Annotated in this window: 17 protein-coding genes; 2 read left to right on the plus strand and 15 right to left on the minus strand. The window is 30.2% G+C overall.

All coding sequences use genetic code 11. The features are described from left to right. Positions 1–64: 64 nt before the first annotated feature. Positions 65–664 (minus strand): thymidine kinase, encoded by a 600-nt coding sequence (locus B2S02_RS09790; protein WP_035135373.1) that lies wholly within the window; start codon positions 662–664, stop codon positions 65–67. 229 nt (positions 665–893) lie between these two features. Between B2S02_RS09790 and rpmE the strand changes: the two genes are divergently transcribed. Next, complete coding sequence (gene rpmE / locus B2S02_RS09795) at positions 894–1,103, plus strand: 50S ribosomal protein L31 (RefSeq protein ID WP_035135372.1); 210 nt, start codon at positions 894–896, stop codon at positions 1,101–1,103. Between the two features lie 95 nt (positions 1,104–1,198). Here rpmE and rho read toward each other — a convergent pair whose 3' ends face one another. From rho to yabG, 14 genes are all read right to left on the minus strand, one after another. After that, positions 1,199–2,704 carry a transcription termination factor Rho gene (gene rho / locus B2S02_RS09800; RefSeq protein WP_346846993.1) on the minus strand — a complete coding sequence of 502 codons (1,506 nt, stop codon included), beginning with the start codon at positions 2,702–2,704 and terminating at the stop codon, positions 1,199–1,201. 383 nt (positions 2,705–3,087) lie between these two features. Further along, positions 3,088–4,026: a sigma-54 interaction domain-containing protein gene (locus B2S02_RS09805; protein WP_346920653.1), complete on the minus strand. Its 939-nt coding sequence runs from the start codon at positions 4,024–4,026 to the stop codon at positions 3,088–3,090. 75 nt (positions 4,027–4,101) lie between these two features. Beyond that, a complete protein-coding gene (locus tag B2S02_RS09810) occupies positions 4,102–4,518 on the minus strand; it encodes a DUF1934 domain-containing protein (protein WP_346846991.1) in 417 nt (138 codons plus the stop codon). Positions 4,519–4,604: 86 nt separating this feature from the next. Next, on the minus strand, positions 4,605–5,585 hold the full coding sequence (locus B2S02_RS09815) for a tRNA 4-thiouridine(8) synthase ThiI (protein ID WP_346846990.1): 981 nt from the start codon (positions 5,583–5,585) through the stop codon (positions 4,605–4,607). Between the two features lie 180 nt (positions 5,586–5,765). Continuing rightward, positions 5,766–6,788: a D-alanine--D-alanine ligase family protein gene (locus tag B2S02_RS09820; RefSeq protein WP_346920654.1), complete on the minus strand. Its 1,023-nt coding sequence runs from the start codon at positions 6,786–6,788 to the stop codon at positions 5,766–5,768. 120 nt (positions 6,789–6,908) lie between these two features. Next, positions 6,909–7,640 carry a stage II sporulation protein R gene (gene spoIIR / locus B2S02_RS09825; RefSeq protein ID WP_346846988.1) on the minus strand — a complete coding sequence of 244 codons (732 nt, stop codon included), beginning with the start codon at positions 7,638–7,640 and terminating at the stop codon, positions 6,909–6,911. A 113-nt stretch (positions 7,641–7,753) separates the two neighbouring features. Beyond that, positions 7,754–8,932 carry a Ger(x)C family spore germination protein gene (locus tag B2S02_RS09830; RefSeq protein WP_346846987.1) on the minus strand — a complete coding sequence of 393 codons (1,179 nt, stop codon included), beginning with the start codon at positions 8,930–8,932 and terminating at the stop codon, positions 7,754–7,756. Beyond that, on the minus strand, positions 8,922–10,022 hold the full coding sequence (locus tag B2S02_RS09835) for an endospore germination permease (protein ID WP_346846986.1): 1,101 nt from the start codon (positions 10,020–10,022) through the stop codon (positions 8,922–8,924). Before B2S02_RS09835 ends, B2S02_RS09830 begins: the two co-directional genes overlap by 11 nt. A gap of 28 nt (positions 10,023–10,050) precedes the next feature. Further along, positions 10,051–11,535, minus strand: a complete 1,485-nt coding sequence (locus tag B2S02_RS09840) for a spore germination protein (protein WP_346846985.1) — start codon at positions 11,533–11,535, stop codon at positions 10,051–10,053. Between the two features lie 64 nt (positions 11,536–11,599). Further along, entirely contained in the window at positions 11,600–11,800 is a 201-nt protein-coding gene (locus B2S02_RS09845; protein ID WP_346920655.1) for a CLC_0170 family protein, read from the minus strand. Positions 11,801–12,032: 232 nt separating this feature from the next. After that, positions 12,033–12,875: a 4-(cytidine 5'-diphospho)-2-C-methyl-D-erythritol kinase gene (ispE, locus tag B2S02_RS09850; RefSeq protein WP_346920656.1), complete on the minus strand. Its 843-nt coding sequence runs from the start codon at positions 12,873–12,875 to the stop codon at positions 12,033–12,035. Positions 12,876–13,051: 176 nt separating this feature from the next. Beyond that, positions 13,052–14,614 (minus strand): DUF3794 and LysM peptidoglycan-binding domain-containing protein, encoded by a 1,563-nt coding sequence (locus B2S02_RS09855; RefSeq protein ID WP_346846982.1) that lies wholly within the window; start codon positions 14,612–14,614, stop codon positions 13,052–13,054. A 310-nt stretch (positions 14,615–14,924) separates the two neighbouring features. Continuing rightward, positions 14,925–15,161: a Veg family protein gene (locus B2S02_RS09860; RefSeq protein WP_035134339.1), complete on the minus strand. Its 237-nt coding sequence runs from the start codon at positions 15,159–15,161 to the stop codon at positions 14,925–14,927. A gap of 650 nt (positions 15,162–15,811) precedes the next feature. Beyond that, positions 15,812–16,720: a sporulation peptidase YabG gene (gene yabG, locus B2S02_RS09865; RefSeq protein ID WP_346846979.1), complete on the minus strand. Its 909-nt coding sequence runs from the start codon at positions 16,718–16,720 to the stop codon at positions 15,812–15,814. 206 nt (positions 16,721–16,926) lie between these two features. Between yabG and adhE the strand changes: the two genes are divergently transcribed. Next, entirely contained in the window at positions 16,927–19,563 is a 2,637-nt protein-coding gene (gene adhE, locus B2S02_RS09870) for a bifunctional acetaldehyde-CoA/alcohol dehydrogenase (protein WP_346920657.1), read from the plus strand. Positions 19,564–19,617 lie beyond the last annotated feature (54 nt).

A 19,617-nucleotide genomic window follows, 5' to 3' on the forward strand; every position in this document is an offset into this window, starting at 1 on the left:
TTCTTATTTCTTATTTCTAACTTCATAATATTATCTTAATATAAGCATCCTATTATTTTAGTTGTTATCTGCTATTTGCTGCTTCCTCTTCATACTTAATATAACATTCTGCACAAAGAGACTCGTACTCTACATTATCTTCATTATCAATGGCAACTTGATTACCTTCAAAAACAAATTTACCATTAATCTTTCTTCCATTTAATATAGCTTTCTTACCACATTTACAAATTGTTTTTAGCTCCTCTAAACTATGAGCTACTAGTAAAAGTCTTTCACTACCTTCAAAGCCCTCCATCTGAAAATCTGTTCTTAAACCATAGCATATTACTGGAATATTTAATTTAACAGCTATCATAAACATTTCATCAACTTGAGCTTTTGTAAAAAACTGAACTTCATCTGCTAGTATGCAGTGAATTTGTCCATTTTTCTTTATATAATCTTCTACAGTAGTAAAAATATTCTCTCCTTTAGAAAAACTTAAATCTACTTCTTTTGTAACTCCAAGCCTAGATACAATTTTATTTCCTCCCTTTGTATCAGTCTTGGGTTTAATTATTATTACTTTCATTCCTCTTTCTTCATAATTATAAGCTACTTGAAGAAGATTTGTAGACTTTCCACAATTCATTGCTCCATATCTAAAATATAGTTTACTCATAGTAATATTCCTCCAAAGTCCATCAATTAATCACATAATATTATTTTAGTAGAAAAAACTCCATTAATCAAATTAATATTATAAGTACATTTTCAAAAATAAATATTTTTATATACACTAATACTATATAATACAATTAATAATCATATTGACCTTATTTTATCTCTATGTTATAATCTAATAGTTGATAATACGGGTATGTATGTTATATCGAAAGAGGTGAAATGAAATGCAAGAAGGAATACATCCAAACTATAACGACGAAGCTGTTGTTAAGTGTGCTTGTGGTAATACTTTTGTAACAGGTTCTGTTAAATCAGAATTAAAAGTTGATATTTGTTCAAAATGTCATCCATTCTTTACTGGTAAGCAAAAGAATGTAGACGTTGGTGGAAGAGTTGACAAGTTTATGAAAAAATTCAACCTTAAAAGCGAATAATCATATATATTTTTATGTAGGAGAAGAATACTTCTCCTATTTTTTTATGTCCAAAAGCCATAGGTATAAACTCTACCTATGGCTTTTCATATAATCTATTTTAATATGTCTTGGTTTTTAGATACAATTTCAAAAAATTCTTCATTATTGTTAGTTTTTGATAAAATTCCTATAAGTTTTTCAGTAACAGCTTGAGGGTTCCCTGTCTTATACATAATCTTTCTTATGTTATAACTAACTTCAAGCTGTGATTTTGTAAGAAGCAAATCCTCTCTACGAGTTCCTGACTTATAAATATCTATAGCTGGGAAGATTCTACGTTCTTGTAGCTGTCTATCAAGGTGTACTTCCATGTTACCAGTACCCTTAAACTCTTCAAAAATCATATCATCCATCCTACTTCCAGTCTCAACCAAAGCTGTAGCAAGAATAGTTAAACTTCCGCCTTCCTCAACATTTCTAGCTGCACCAAAAAACTTTTTAGGCATAAGTAAAGCTCCTGTATCTAATCCACCTGATAGAGTTCTACCCGTTCTAGTTATTGTTAAGTTGTAAGCTCTAGCTAATCTTGTTAAACTATCTAAAAGAATTATTACATCTTGTCCTTGTTCTACCATCCTTTTTGCTCTTTCAAGTACCATATAAGCTACCTTCGCATGATGTTCTGGCTCTTCATCAAAGGTTGAGTAAATTACATCTCCCTTAATAGATCTTTGCATGTCTGTAACCTCTTCTGGTCTTTCGTCGATAAGAAGTACTATAACTTTAACTTCTGGATGATTAACTGCTATACTATGAGCAATTTTCTTTAAGATAGAAGTCTTTCCCGCTTTAGGTGGAGCAACTATTACACCTCTTTGACCTTTCCCTATAGGTGATAATATGTCCATTAATCTAGTTGATAAATCTTTAGAATCTTCAGTTTCTAATTTCAATCTCTCTGTAGGATATATAGGAGTTAGTCTCTCAAAAGATGTTCTCCCAACAGCTCTCTCTGGATTTTCACCATTTATTTTTGTTACTTGTAGAAGAGCTTGATACTTTTCTCCTTCTTTAGAGCTTCTTACTTTACCTTCTACTTCATCACCATTCTTAAGATTAAATCTTCTAACTTGGGATATTGAAACATATATATCGTTATTTCCACTTAAATAGTTATTCATTCTAAGTAATCCAAAATTAGCATTGTCACTTAATTCGAATATTCCTTTTGATGTTTCTGATTCACTTATTAAACTCTTTAATCTTTCACGCTTTTCTTCTATACTATCAACCTTTTCTTCCACTACAGTTTCCTTTGATTCTTCAATGTCCAAACCTTTACTAATAACTTCATCTTTACTATTATCTTCTTCTACATCTTTCTTAGTAAGTTTCTCCTTAAGAATTATACCTTCTTTTTTTATTTGAGCAGGTTGTATTTTTTCATCATCCTTATGGGAATCTTCTTCATTTTTAATCTCAACAGATTTTAAAGATACTCTTTCAATTTCTTCAATTAATTCATTCTTTTTAAACTTAGTAATATTTTTTATTCCTAATTCCTTTGCAATACTCTTTAATTCTATAACACTCATGCTATGTAAATTTTCACTATTCAAAGGATCACCTCCTAATTGTATATTTCATTTAAATGTAACTTTGGAAAATAATATTTATATGATTAATATAATTCGATATTATTTATAAATGATAGAAGTTTGAAGCTTTCTTTTAAAATGTATTAAAATTTTGTATTGTTTATTTTATTTGTTTAATCTATTCATATAATTATATATAACTAAACTTGCTGTAGTATAGATTTTACTATATAAGTATACACTATATTTTCAAAAAATCTATTACCAACTAAAATATTTATTGTTATATCAATAAATATTTTACTTTAAATTGAAAAATCTAAGAACTCTGTTTATTATTTTAACCAAATATTTCTATACATATACAGAACTAAGCTATTTAAATAATCTATAATAATTTAAAACTACTTATCCTTATCTATCAAATCCATTATATTATACTTAGTTATTTTATATTGAAGTGTTTGCCTTGGTATATTAAGAAATTTACTTGTTTTACTTACATTATTACTATGAATAATTAAAGCTTCCTTTATATATTTAATTTCCATATTCACAAGTTTATCTTTAAGGGACAAACTTTCAATAATATTTCCTAATTGCAAATCAGATATTTCAATAATTCCATGCCTTTTATAATTTAAAGCACCTTCGATTATATGTTCTAATTCTCTCACATTTCCATCATAGTCTTTTTTCATTAAAATTTCTAATGCATAACTATCTATTCCATTAACATTAGTACCTAATCTTTTATTATGCTTTTCTATAAACATTGATACAAGTATAGGTATGTCTTCTTTTCTAGAATTTAATTCAGGCATGTTAATTCTTATAACATTAAGTCTATAGTATAAATCTTTTCTTAATTTATTGCTCTTAACTAAAAAATCAGGATTCTCATTTACTGATGCTATTATTCTTATATCTGTTTTTCTAGTGTTAGTCTCACCGATTCTTCTAAATTCTCCTTCTTGAAGAACCCTTAAGAACTTTCCTTGAAACATTATATCCATAGAATTTAACTCATCTAAATACAAAGTACCACCATTGGCTATATCAAATAACCCTTCTGACTCTATAGCTCCAGTAAAACCACCTTTTCCTACTCCAAAAAAAATACTCTCTAATAAATTGTCTGGAATTGCAGCACAGTTCTGTGCTATAAAGGGCTTTTTTCTTCTTATTGAACTATTATGTATAGCTTGTACTATCAATTCTTTGCCTGTGCCAGTATCACCATAAACGAAAATTGGAGATTTTGAATTACATACCTTCATAGCTAATTCTTTAACATTTCTTATTTCTTTACTATTCCCAATTATATCTTCAAAGCTATACAAAATTCACAACTCCTTTAATAATAGAAGCTATGCATTATATAATTATGCATAGCTTCTAAGTAAAACATTTTTGTACTATTTAACATTTATGGTAGCTACAAGCTTAGTATTAATAATTTGGTCTTTGGCTATTATTACATCATAGTCAACTTTTACTTTTCCACCAGCTTCATTAATATCTATGTTTACATCATTAGTTTTAATTTTAATAGATAATCCACCATGAGGAGTATTATAAAGAATAGACGAACTACTCCCATTTTTAAACTCCATATTAGTATTTACATCCCCTTCTCTTATAAGATTAAAATAATTTTCACCTATTCTAAAAGTAGTTAACGTATCCCCTAACCCCGAAAGTTCTGTTTCTTCATACGTAGCAACATACTCATCATCTTCTTTGAAAAATGATCCTGGACTAACAATTTCAATGCATTCATCCTCATCATTATTCTGTATACTACTTACTCTAATTATAGCATCCTTATCCATAATATTTACCTCTATTCTTCCTAAGAATCTTATTTAAAATATATTTAAACTCTAAGGCTATTTTATTTACTCTTCTAAAAACTTTTCTATATAAGATAAGAATTTATTTCCTCATCAGTTGCACAAGTCTCTTCTACAATCCTGTGATCCTTACTTCCAAACTCTGAATATCTAACAGTGACCTTTGGTTCATCTTTACCTTTACTATATCTTATAGCAATCTTAGCTGCAATAGATATTACTTCTTCTGTAGCTTCACCTATAATTACTATCATAGAACCATTAAAGTCCTGAACTAATAGTATTGTATCACCTTCCTTAAGAAGACTTTTTATCATTTCTCCTTCTTCTTGAGTTCTTGTAGATATAACCTTAGCCTTAGGTGTAACTCTAAAATGACGACCTATTCTAAGTAATTCAAGCTCTCTTTCCTCTGGATTTTGGTTATGAGATAAAAGTTCTTTTAACCTAACAGAATAATTTGGCTCTGTTAATTTGCATCCTCCTGCTGGTGATGGATATTCCTTTATACCCCACTTATCAGCAAGCTCCATTTGAATCTTTCTTCCTCTACCTTGAATATTTAAAAGTCTTTCCCTATCTACAAGGCCATTCTCTTCCATCTCTGTAGGTTTAAGATTTTTAGCACAAAGAGGACGAAGAATTTTGCTTCCTATTCCACTTTCATTCTTAACTTTATCTAATGCACTTCTATTTTGAGACATAGGTCTTTGATTTAAAACCTCTCCAGTTATAATAAAATCTGCATCTAATTTTTCTAAGAGTTGTCCACAGTACTTCATCATCATAGCATGACAATCAATACAAGGATTCATATTTTTCCCATATCCGTTTTTAGGATTTTTAACCATCTTAAAATGTTCTTCCTTAAAATCTACTACTTCTAAAGGAATATCTATCTGTTTTACCATTCTTCTTGCATTTTCTTCGTTAAAAAAATAAGATTTAAAGCATATTCCAATAACCTCAATTCCTTGATCTTTAATTAACTTTGCTGCAAGAATACTATCTAAACCGCCTGAAACCATAGCTAATGCTCTTGTCATTTTTTTCTTCACCTAACTCTCTTAGTTTCTTTATCTTGTATCTTTTACTCTAATCTATAGTATATTAATCTCTTTATATCATATTAACTTATAGAAATATTAAAAATAACACATATAATAATATTACTATTTTCTTTTATTACTAGCAACTTGAAAGTAATGGTTAGTAAATTTTACTTACTAACCTCTTTCAACTGCCAATTCAATTAATCTATCTATAAGATTACTATAGGATAACCCTGTAGCTTCCCACATTTTAGGGTACATGCTTATACTTGTGAAGCCTGGTATAGTGTTTACTTCATTTAAATATATTTCTCCACTTTCCTTATCTACTAAAAAGTCCACTCTAGCCATGCCTGCACAATCTAATTTCTTATAAATTTTAAGGGATAAACTTCTTATAGTAGCCATCCCTTCATCATTTAAATTAGCTGGAATTAAAAGTTTAGATTCTGCATTAGAATACTTAGCTTCATAATCATAAAATTCCTTAGCTGGAATTATCTCTCCTGGAACTGAAGCTTTAGGGTCATCATTTCCAAGTACAGAAACTTCTATTTCCCTAGCATTTAATCCTTCCTCCACAAGAATCTTTCTATCATGTTTTAAAGCTTCTATTAATCCATTTTCAAGACTTTCTCTATCATGAGCTTTGGTTATTCCTACCGAAGAACCACTGTTAGCTGGTTTTACAAAACAAGGATATCCTAGCTTATGTTCAATTTTATTTATAAATTTCTCACTATCATTTCCATAATCAAAGGCATTTACCACTACATAGTCTGCTTGTTTTATACCTTCATGTTCTAAAAGATATTTCGTATAAACCTTATCCATACATACAGCTGAACTCATAACTGAAGGACCTACACATGGTAATTTCATAAGTTTACATAGCCCTTGAATAGTACCATCCTCACCATACATACCATGAAGTACAGCAAAAACTACGTCTACCTCTTTATTTAGTAATAATTTAATTCCATCTTCAACTTGATTTTTATAGTCTTCTTCCCATTTTCCATTTCCTATATTCTCTATATCACCTTTATAAAGAAACCATTTTCCCTCTTTGGTTATACCTACTGGAAATATACTATATTTTTCTTTATCTATATGATTTAGAACAGATGTTGCCGATACCCTAGACACCTCATGTTCTGTTGATTGTCCTCCAAATAGTATCGCTACCTTCTTCATATTTATCACTCCTAACAATAATTTTATCCTTGGTACAATCTATTCACTGTAAAATTAAATAGTGAACATAAATAAATTATACTCCTTATATTTTATATATGTTCACTACCATATTCAATATTATTTAAACAGATTTTTCAATATATCTTCTATTTTAAATTTTATTACTATATTATCATCTTCCGTATTATCCGCTAAAGCATCACTTACTTCTTTAATCTCTTCTATTTTTTCACTACTAACATTTTCTGAATTAGTGTTATCCACCATATTGAATTCTTCATCATCTAAAACTTTTTTCATTTCCTCTTCAGTCTCTTCATAGGCAACTTCACCTTTTGTTATATCTACAAAACATATAGGAGGAAACATAACACACCACCAATTTTGGCCTTCACCAGTTCCAATTATTATTCTATATGCTTCATATTCTCCTTGAGGCAAAGTAATATTACCATAGGTTTTAACAGGAAAGTTCTCTTTATCTAGGGTAGATTCTACAGAATAGTCATAACCATTTTCTTTTATAACTTCTCTAGCTATCTCAAGAACTTTTTCGTTTTCCCTATTTAAAATCTCTCTTGATTCTTCTATATTCTTACTGTCTTTTAAAAGTGGTTGTACATATTCTAAAACTTTATCTCTAACTTTAAGCTTTAGATTTTGATCTTTCTCACTATCACTATTAGCAATAACGTGAAACCTAATTAACTTTCCTGATATATCATCTATTGAAACATTATTAGACATCTTATTTTCAGAAATAAAATTAGCTGCTTCAACTCCCTGTACCTTAACTAAAAGTATAACTATAAAAAATATGGTAACAACTATAGATATAATCTTTTTCATTGTTTCTTCCTCCTAAAACTTAAAATCATATCTTAATTGTTACCACATGGACAAGTTATATTCACTTTTAATAATATTTTTATTAATATTTTAGAACATCATACTTTTAATATTTAATTTGATAACCCTATATTTCTTATATCATTGTTTACTTCAATAGATATTTCTGCATTTTCAAGAGCCTGTGGCCAGTTATCTTTTACTTCATTCCAAATTCCTTTATGAAACCTTCTTATATCACTTCCAATATCTAATACATCTACCTTTAAATTATTTCTAGTAAAATCTATAAGCTCTTGGAAGTCCTTTTTCATAGACTCATTAAATTGTTGTTCAATCTCCTTTATAACCTCACTATCTAAAGATTCAGCTTTAGAATAATACCCCTTTAAAGTACCTTCTGTATCAATGGTGTACTTAAGCTTTAATTTATTATCTTTATAATCTATATGTAAATCTCTATCTACATTTTTTATATAGTAGTCTATATTATGCCCTTCTTTATTTATAGCCTTTCTACAAGAACCAATATCTCCTCTAAGTATTTGAATATCTGTCATCTGATTATTATCTAAATAATCCTTTATGGTAAAATCTTTTATAACAGCCATACCTGTAAGCTGTATATCTTTTTCATTTTCAAGGGAAAAGACTGGTAACGCACTGGAATTGTAAGATTTAACCATATCTATATATTTTGTTAAATTTACAGGTGCTACTGTCCCATTTTTACTACTGTTACCCATAAGACTAGTAATATAATTATCAATATTTTCTTCAGTTACAGGCTTAACTTCTACATAATCCTTGGCCTTTCCTTTAACTATAGTCATCATAATTGTTCTATTTAAACTTGGTTCTCTTTCAATATAATCCATTACTTCTTGTAAAACTTCAGGATACTTAAATAAGTCTTCACTTAAAAGTAATAGTTTACTATGTCCAAAGTGAAGAGTTCTACTACTCTTTGCAAGAGCTTTAAAGTATGTATCCGTCATTGAATACCCTTCTACCGTTATAGAAAGTTCTGAAGCAGTACCCTTTTTAGAATCCATATTTCTAATGTCTGGAAATCCATAAGTAACTCTTAATGTATTATTTTTTTCAATACTCTCTTCTGATGTATTCTCCTTAGAATTTATTATTTCACTCCTAGCTTTAATATCTTCACCTACATCTATTGCTATGGTAGATACAAAGGCTTTTCTATCAATCTCTACACTATCCCAACATCCAGTAAGAAGTAAAGATATCATCATTATAGGAATAAGTTTTATTATCTTATTCTTCACTTTGCATCCTCCTTTTCTTTATATAGCTTAATAATAGAGTTATTCCTATCACAACTATAATTGTTGTAATAAAACCAATTCTTAAATAGCCAAACTTAAAATTTCTTACTTCTATAATACTTTTAGGTATCATAGCTGCTAAATATACTATAGGAACATATATCATAGATGACGTTCTAATATCATCTAAATTAAGACTCTCTTTTAATATGGAAGAAGCAAAGTAATATATATTAGCAAAGGATGTAAAATAGAATATTACCCACAAGGACATAACTAAACCATCCCATTTTTCCAAAAATCCACTTCTTGAACTTATAGATTGTAGCATTGTTATGGTTGGGAATATACTTTCAGCAGTTTGTACTGATGATAAAGTAGCAGACACTAAGATAAATATTATCACATAGAACAGACCTACAAAAAGACTACTTCTTCTCAAAATAGGACCAATCTTTCCTTTTTCTCTTACATAGGGTATCAAAATAAAAGCAATAGAAAAGCCATTAAATAGAAATAGCATTTCAAAACTAGATATAAAGTAGTTTTGAATAGGCGAAGCACCTATTGGTAAAAGATTTTTAAAATTTGCTTCAGGTAAAGTTAACAATAAAATTATTGCTAAAGGTAAAAACATAACCCAGAAGGCTATTTCATTAAAATGTACCACATTAACAAGGCCTCCACGACTTAAATACATTCCTATAAATATAAATGTTATTATTATTACTTCAGTAGGTGTGTTAACTAAAAGATACATGGTTATAACCTCAGAAAATACCCTAAGAGAAAATGCTAAAACAATTATTATCACCAATGAATATATTAAAGATATTATTGTTCCTAAAACCCCTCCATAGGTATCTTTTAATATAGGTGTAATATCCTTATATTTATTTATTTTAACTATTTCATATATACAAAAAAGAATTAAACAAATTGCAATTCCTGCTATTATTGCAGATATCCAACTATCCGCTCCTACATATTTAGCTACAATAGCGGGAGCATAAAAAACACCTACCCCTATCATGGATACTGATAAGCTAGCAAAGAGTGCAAATTCTTCAATAAATTCTTTATTTTTCATATTTCAACCTCCCAGCTATGGTAACACCTTATTTAGTACCACCTTGTCTTTTAGTTTTCTGTCTCACTTCATCTCGTGGCTTTAAGAAATGTGGCCTATCCTTAAAGACTTTAAGTGGCATTCTTACATATAGATCCTTTAAATCACTCCAAATTAAATCTACTGCTGGAGCAAGGTAAGGTATTCCAAAACTTTTTATTCTCGTTAAATGAATTATTAAGAATATAATACCTAGCATTATTCCATACAAACCAAAAACTGCTGCTAGAATAATAATCATTATTCTAAAATAAGTAAAGGCCGAAGTTACTGTATAGTTAGGTATTAAAAATGTTGTTATTGCTGTAAGTCCTAAAACTATAACCATTATAGGACTAACGAGTCCTGCCTCTACAGCTGATTGACCTATTATAAGTCCTCCAACTATACCAATAGTAGAACCAACTGGTTTCGGTAATTTTATAATAGCTTCAACTAAAAAGGCTAAACTAGCTTCCATGAGTAATACCTCTACATAGGCAGCAAAGGGTACTCCCTCTCTAGATGAAGCTATAGTATATGCTAGTTTTGTAGGAATTAAGTCTGTGTGAAATGTGGTTACAGCTACATACAAAGCGGGTAAAACTAAAGATACCAGTATTCCTACAATTCTGATGAACCTTACCATACTTCCACTTATCCAACTTGTATAGTAATCATCTGGTGATTGAAAGAAATCCACTAACACCGCTGGAACAATTAATGCAAAAGGTGAGCCATCTACAATTATTCCTATTCTTCCTTCATATAAAGCAGCAGCTACCACATCTGGTCTTTCAGTACTTTGCACTTGAGGAAATGGAGTTCTATCATTATCTTCAATAAATTGCTCAACATAACCACTATCTAAAATTGCATCAATATCAATTCTATCTAATCTTTTCTTCAATTCTTCTAATACATCAGTATTTACTATGTCATCTATGTATACTATAGCCATATCGGTTTTAGATCTAACACCACATTGTCTTCCCTCAATTTTAAGGCCTACATCCCTAATTCTTCTTCTAAGAAGTGCTGTATTAAACCTAATAGTTTCTGTAAAACCTTCTCTAGATCCACGTATTACAGTTTCTCCTGAGGGTTCACCAACTCCACGATTAGGCCAAGCTCTATTAGCTACCACTAATGCTCCTTGTAGGTTATCTATTAAAACTAAACTTTCACCTGATAATATTGCAGTAATTCCATCACTTAACTTATTAACTTCTCTCATATCAGATATAGCTATAATTCGATCTTTTATCTCCTTAGAATCAGTTACATTTCCACTCATCTTCATCATAGGTTCAAGTAAAAAATCATTTAATAATTCCTTATCTGCCATACCATCTATATATATGACTCCACAAAGAATGTCTCCAAACTTAAATTCCCTAAATACCATGTCGGATGTATCTTTAAATAATTTCTTAAGATAATCCATATTCTCTCTTGTGCTATTAGAAATATGTTCACGAATTTGATCCTTCATATAGATATCTCCTTCCCTTCAGTGCCACAAAATTAAAAATCTAATTTCTTCTGTATCTATTATTTTAGATAACGATTCCTCTCAGAATAAACATTCCAACCACAACTAACATCATAGCTATCCCAATTACTAAACTTTGTTTTTTAGCTTTTTGCTTATCCTCTCTTGAAAAATACCTTACATCGCTACCTACCATCATATACCCAGATACTAATATTAGTATTATTAGGTATATATCAAATCTTTCAATTAAAAGTCTCATCATAAATTATCATCCTTCAAATTTATATTTTAATTTATCAGCTATCTGGAACCTTAACAATTTCCTGCAAACCTAGTTTTACCTTAATATAAAGTTTATATTCATAAACAGAATTCTTTGCATAAACCTTTAACCTTCTTAAAATCTAATTTAACGAAAAAAATAAGAGTGCAATTCTCCTTGAATCACACTCTTATCTCTAATTATATTATGGCTATTATTTTCTAAAGAAATTCTAGATGGTTCTTGTAACAAAAACCTCTTTATACTGTTCCAGTAACCTATCCGCACACTGATTTGCTTTATTAATGTCATTAAAAAAGCCAAAAACAGTAGGTCCACTTCCACTCATCATTGCTCCTAGTGCGCCTTCTTTGCACATAAAGTCCTTTATATCCTCAATTTCCTTATGACCCTTTATTGTTACAATCTCTAGTAAATTCATCATATTATCAGCTACATATTTAACATCATCCCTAGCCATAGCTTTTATAACACCTTCCACATTAGGATGAACCTTTACCTCATTAAGCTTAAAACCCTTATAAGTATCCACTGTAGATACCCCAAAGTTGGGCTTAACAACTACCATTAGTTTATCTTTAAAATCCTTAAGGGGAGTTATAACTTCTCCAATCCCTTCACAAAGAGCCGTTCCCCCTTCTATACAATATGGTACATCTGCTCCTAGTTTAACTCCAAGTAATCTAAGCTCTTCATTACTAACATTAGGTTTATATATATCCCTCATAGCTCTTAAAGCTGCTGCTGCATCAGTACTTCCTCCTGCCATGCCAGCTTCTACAGGAATATTCTTTTCAATATGAACTTCCATCTCTCTTTTTATGCCATAGGTATCACAAAATAACTCTATTGCTTTATACACAAGGTTTTTATTATCTGTAGGGACAAACTCCTTATTACTTGTAATATGTATTCCTTCTGCTCCTTTATTAAAAGTTAATTCATCATATATATTAACAGTTTGCATAATCATCCTTAAAAGATGATATCCATCTTCTCTTTTCCCAATAATATCAAGGACTATATTTACTTTACCATAAGCTTTTACCTTCATCTATTCATACACCTCACTACAAATGAGAATAATCCTTTTTACTCTTTACGTCAAGAACTCTGTTTATAAGTGTGATACTCAGCTTATCAAAATAAAATGCCATGAAGTATAGAGCTAATACTACCCTTCATGGCATTTCTACTTAATAAATATTAAATATATCTAATTTAAAATCTTTAAACTGTAGCTCTTCCTGGTATAATTAATTTCTGAGATGGCTTAACTTCTTCCCCCTCAGCTAATTCATTAATATTCATAATTTCATCAACTGTAGTCAAGTATTTCTTAGCTATGCTCCAAAGCGTATCCTCTGGCTGAACTACATATATTATTATACTTGCTTTTTTCTCTGGAACTTCACCATCATTAATTGCCATGTTAACAACAAATTTATTTTTAATATTGTAATATGCCTTACAATGAACTTTAACAATGGCTCTAATAGATACATTTCCAGCTTCTAAACTTCCCTCTATCATCTCTAGAGATATATTAGCATTTGCTTGCATATTTGGATTTGTTCCAGCTATATCAACCTTGCAACTAAAAGGAATCTCATCCTCTACAGTAACTAAATACTGCTCTTCATCCTCAGTTGAATATAGCACATCAACCTTTAATAATCCTTCAATTTCTATCTTATCATTTTTAATATTTTTGTCAGTAATAGATACATTTCCTGTAGTCATTATAACTTTAATTGGTTTTAAATCATCATTCTTTACGTCAATATCTCCTTTAACCAAACTTTCAGTATATCCATGACCTTGTATCACATTAATATTATTTTCTTTAATATCCATGTTTAATAGTTTTGTAGGGCAATATACATCTTGTATAACTTCTACTTCTTCTTTATACATTACATGAGTAATAGCTTTAACTACAAATTCTACATCAATTACTCTGTTTTCACCCATATCATCTTGTCTAACATCATATTCAAAGGATTGAACTTCAAATTCAGTGAAGTATTCCATATTTGGTTTTAACTCATCAACGGTAACTTCTTTATATAAAGGTACACTTTCTGAAACACAGAACAAATCTCTTCCATTCTTGCCTTTATATAATATAGCTACATTAGCCATAGCCTCTATCTTGAGTCCACCATCATATATTCTTACATCCTTCTTACCAATAGTAACGTCATATTTTATAACCTTTAGACACTCATTTTTATCCATGTCGATTTTAACTTCTGCTTTTCCAACTAATTCAGTTTCTATAGGTTCCATAACCTTATCTACAGTCATAGGATTCTTTAAAAACTGAATATCCTTTCCTTCATGTACATCTTTAACTATCTCAAAGGAATTTATATTATATCCATTGCACTTGCATATAATAAATCCTTGAATAGCTATCTTTCTTTCATTAATAATAACACAATCCATATGTTCAATGTTTAGCTCTATATCGCAATACATATTTGATTGGGCACCAATCATGTCAATAGACTCAAAAATGTTACCATTATATACTACTGAATGAGCTTCAGTAGCTCCTCCATCTTTAGCCATATAAAGGATAGTATACTGAAGTTGCCCCTCTAAATTTACCTTATCAGTTCCAACCTCTTTATTTGTTATCATAGGCTTTACATCTAACATTAGTATATTATCCACATCTGGTAGCGTATCAGGTATAACATATTCTTCCTTTATGAACATCTTTGTGTCATTTTCAGCTATTGATTGCTCATATTCTATATAGTCTTTTATCAAATCCAAATCCATAACTTTCCCTCCTAAAATACCTACTAATAATGTATATATGAGAATGTTATGAAATATAACTACTTATATTAAATTTTCTTAAAAGAATAATTATTTATCCGATGACTACCAGCTCTAATACTCCCATCTTTTTCAAAGCTGGAGTAAAGAGCTGCTATGTCCCTGGATAACGATTTCCTCTAAAGGACAACGAATTCTAAGTATCAAAAATACTGATACTAAGAATTCTGTTAGTAAAGCTTCGAAGAAGCTAAGAACTCTGTTTATACGCAAAACAAAAGAGGCATTCTTAAAAGAACACCTCTTCATTTTACCCTGCAAACACTAGCTGAACAGTTTTTGTTAGTACATCACTATAGCTATAACTAACAGTACGTTGCACATTATTATCAAGTCTAATTGTAAATATACTGTCATATGTTTTTTCCAAAACACCATCATTTACTACTACTTTACGTCTTCCTCCATTTGCCTTCAATGTCACTTTTTCGCCAACATGACTTTCGATATCTTTTTTTATCGTAGTCAATACATTTCCCATCTTCACAGTAGACACCCTCTTTCTAATATTTCCATAAAGGCTTCCAACTTTATTATAGCAGTTACCTCTCCTTATGTCAAGCAAACTAAATATTTTACAACATTTTAATAATACTTGTCAATGTTAAATATTCGTTAAATTTTTATGTATTATTTTGTTTTTTTAATCCTATGTCATTTATTTAGCTATAATGGCCAGAAACCAACTTGACATTATTATGTGTAGAATTTTTTAGAATATTCACATATAACTATATAAATCTATATTTTTAGATAAAAATGTATGGGAGTTTTAAAAAAATCTGTGGTATATATTAAAACTATGCACTTTGCACTATTAAACCATACTGGATGTACCACAAAGAGCACCTAGAAACTTGATGTGACCCTTATAATTAAGTGTTTTATATTTTATAAATTTGTCCTGTTTTTATCAGCATTTTTTTAAATGTATCTTCATATATAAATATTTATATATGAAAATAGGTATATATAAACCTATATAACTTTATACCTATATACCTATTTAACTTCATAACTATTTGCCTATATAACTATATAAATAGTTAACTATTTGTTCTGTTCATGCGGGTTTCAGAGTTTTCACCCTATACATACTATAGTTAAAATTGTATAAATCACAGCTCATTTTTCATTTCACTTTACATACTGAGATTTAGGATATCCTTCTCTGTATTTACCTCTTGTTTGTAATCCTCCTACCCCTTTAATACCTGTAATTGTATTTTTAATTACATCTTCAATATTTACTATATCTTCGATATTTGTGTAAGCTACCTTCTCACAAATTAATACTGGATCTAAACAATGGATGAGGACCCTACTGGGGGAAGATGCAAAATTAGCACCTGCATCAAGCAATGCTTCGTAGTTTGATTGACAGGCACCTGCAAAAATAACCAAATCATCATAATTTGAATTATAGCTTCTTAATAAAGAAACACATTCTACAAAGTATTTTGAGTTTCTATAGTTTCCAAGATCCATATAATCTGATATATTCTTACTCATTCCATCATGACCCGTAATTACAACTATATCTGGGTTTATTTCCTTTACTAAATCTAGTATCTGGGAGGGCTGATCCTTTTCTGCTATGACTTTACCTACAGCCTCAATAGATAATTGCTTATATGTTTTTAAACAAATATCTAGGTATTGAGGATCACCATCAATATGAAGAATTTTACCTGGTCTTCCAAAGAATAATTCACTATTTTTAAAAGATGTACCTTTCTTTTCTTTTCTGTTTATCTCAGTGTCTATAACTCTTAATGCAGCGGAACTCCCTCTTGTATATGACCTTGATAGTAAAACTTTCTTTAGAGCAGTATTTACTTTTTTATTAAATACTTTATCCTTCTCCCCAACTCCCTCACTGTCAATAACCTCTAAATCATCTTCTATGCTATCTGCCTCAATTCTTATATTTAACCCCTTTAATAAATATTTTTTAACACCCTCATCATCAATTTCTATATCTATTATTTTAAATACTATATCTTTATTATAAGATTTTCTTACTACTCTATCACCTATATTCACCTATATCTCTCCTCATGATTTCCTCTTTATATCATATGAACTTTACTTAATAATTGTGAGATATTAAACCTATGGAACTCGGTAAACAAATATAAAAATATAGTAAAAGATTGATAAAAATTTAACTAAATATGTTGAAATATTATTTTCATGGGTTATAATATAATTAGTTAAATAAATAACAAAGTTTAGGGGGTATATACTAAATGTCTACTGAAAAAATTGATACAAAATCTGTTAAGGAGTCTAAGAATGATTTCATTTCAAACTCTAGCAATTCAGCTGATAAAGCTATATCATCTGTGGATTCTGAAATTAATAACCTTGTTAAAAATGCTCGTGATGCCTACGAGGAATTTTTAACCTTTGATCAAAATTCCATAGATAATATAGTTAAAAAAATGACAATCTCTGCCCTAAGTAAACACCGTGAACTAGCTAAAATGGCTATAGATGAGACAGAAATGGGTGTATATGAAGATAAAATAACTAAAAATATATTTGCCTCTGAGTATGTATACAACAGTATAAAAGATTTAAAAACTGTGGGTATTGTGAATGAAGAAGAAGATTATATGGAAGTTGCAGAACCTATAGGCGTAGTAGCAGGAGTTACTCCAACTACTAATCCTACTTCCACTACAATCTTTAAATCCTTAATAGCTATAAAAACTAAAAATCCTATAATATTTAGCTTTCATCCTAGGGCTCAAAAATGCAGTATAGCTACTGCTAAGTTGCTTTTGGATGCAGCTATTAAAGCAGGTGCTCCTAAGAATTGTATTCAATGGATTAGTAGTCCTTCCATTGAAGGTTCACAAAAACTTATGCTTCATCCTGGAGTAGATATTATTCTTGCAACCGGTGGTCCTGGTATGGTTAAATCAGCTTACTCTACTGGAAAGCCAGCTCTTGGTGTTGGTGCAGGAAATGTTCCTTGCTATATAGAAAAAACAGCCAATATTAAAAGATCTGTTAATGACTTAGTACTATCAAAATCCTTTGATAATGGTACCATTTGTGCCTCAGAACAGGCAGTTATTATAGATAGAGAAATTAGTGATGAAGTAATTTCTCTCTTAAAAGAACGTAACTGTTACTTTCTTAATAAAGAAGAAATGTTAAAACTTCAAAAGGTTGCTATAGATGGAAAAAGGCAATCTATGAATCCAAACATAGTAGGTCAAGGAGCTACAAAAATCGCAGAAATGGCTGATATTAAAGTTCCAAAGGACACAAAGGTTCTAGTATGTGAACCTGGCGGAATCGGTGCAGATTATCCTCTTTCAAGAGAAAAGCTTAGTCCTATCCTTTCAATGTTTATAGTTGATAGTACTGAAGATGGAATAAAAGCCTCTGAAGATATGATTGCTTTTGGTGGTCTAGGTCACTCTGCTGTTCTTCATTCTACCAATGACCAGGTTATTGAGGAATTCTCTAGAAGAGTTAAGGTTGGTAGAATAATAATAAACTCTCCTTCCTCTCAAGGTGCTATAGGAGATATTTATAATGTAAATATTCCTTCATTAACTTTGGGTTGCGGAACCATGGGTAGAAATTCAACAACTCAAAATGTTAGTGCAAACAACTTAATAAATATTAAACGCGTAGCTAAAAGGAGAGTTAATATGCAATGGTTTAGAGTTCCGGAAAGAATTTTCTTTGAACCTGGGTCTCTTTCATACCTTGAAAAACTTAAGGGTAAAAGAGCCTTCATCGTAGCAGATAAATTCATGGATAGACTTGGATATGTATCTAAAGTAATGGGACATCTTAAGAAAGCTAACTTTGATGTAAATGTGTTTTTAGACGTAGAGCCAGACCCATCTACAGAAACTGTCATGAGGGGAACCGCTCAAATGAATAGCTTTGAACCTGATGTTATAATAGCCCTTGGTGGAGGGTCAGCAATGGATGCTGCTAAAGGTATGTGGCTCTTCTACGAAAATCCTGATATAGACTTTAATGGTCTTAAACTTAGATTTATGGATATAAGAAAAAGAGCTTTTAAGTTTCCTTCTCTAGGTAAAAAGTCTAGATTAGTTGCTATTCCTACAACCTCTGGAACTGGGTCTGAGGTTACAGCCTTTGCTGTTATAACTGATAAAGAGAATAATATAAAATATCCATTAGCAGATTATGAGCTAACCCCTGATATTGCTATAATAGATCCGGAGTTAGTTATGACTGTACCACCATCAGTTACAGCAGATACTGGGTTAGATGTTTTAACTCACGCTATAGAGGCTTATGTATCTGTCATGGCTTCCGATTATACGGATGCCTTAGCTCTTAAAGCTATAGAGATTGTTTTTAAATATCTACCTATTGCATATAAAGATGGAAGTAATGCTCTTGCTAGAGAAAAGATGCACAATGCTTCTTGTATTGCAGGTATGGCATTTACCAATGCATTTTTAGGAGTTAATCATAGTATAGCTCATAAATTAGGTTCAGAATTCCATATACCTCACGGAAGAGCAAATGCTATCATGCTTCCACACGTTATAAACTATAATGGAAGTAATCCAAGTAAGTTAGTAGCCTTCCCTAAATATGAATATTATAAAGCTCCTGAAAAGTTCATGGAAATAGCAAAGTTTTTAGGTTTAGCTCACTCTACCTGTGAAGAAGCTGTAAATAATTTGGTGGAAGCTATCAGAAACCTAATGCTAGAGTTAAATGTTCCAACTACCCTTAGTCAATGTGGTATTACTAAGGAGCATCTAGATTCTGTACTATATTCATTAGCCGATGAAGCTTTTGAAGATCAATGTACTATCTCAAACCCTAGACTACCTCTAGTTTCTGAAATTGCAGAACTAATTAAGGATGCCTTTTAATAAGGATTTAAATTAAAAATGAAAAGTTGTGGTATATCACATATTCCACAACTT

Origin of the sequence: Clostridium sp. UBA7339 (assembly GCF_002470865.1) — a bacterium.
Lineage (GTDB): Bacteria > Bacillota > Clostridia > Clostridiales > Clostridiaceae > Clostridium_J > Clostridium_J sulfidigenes.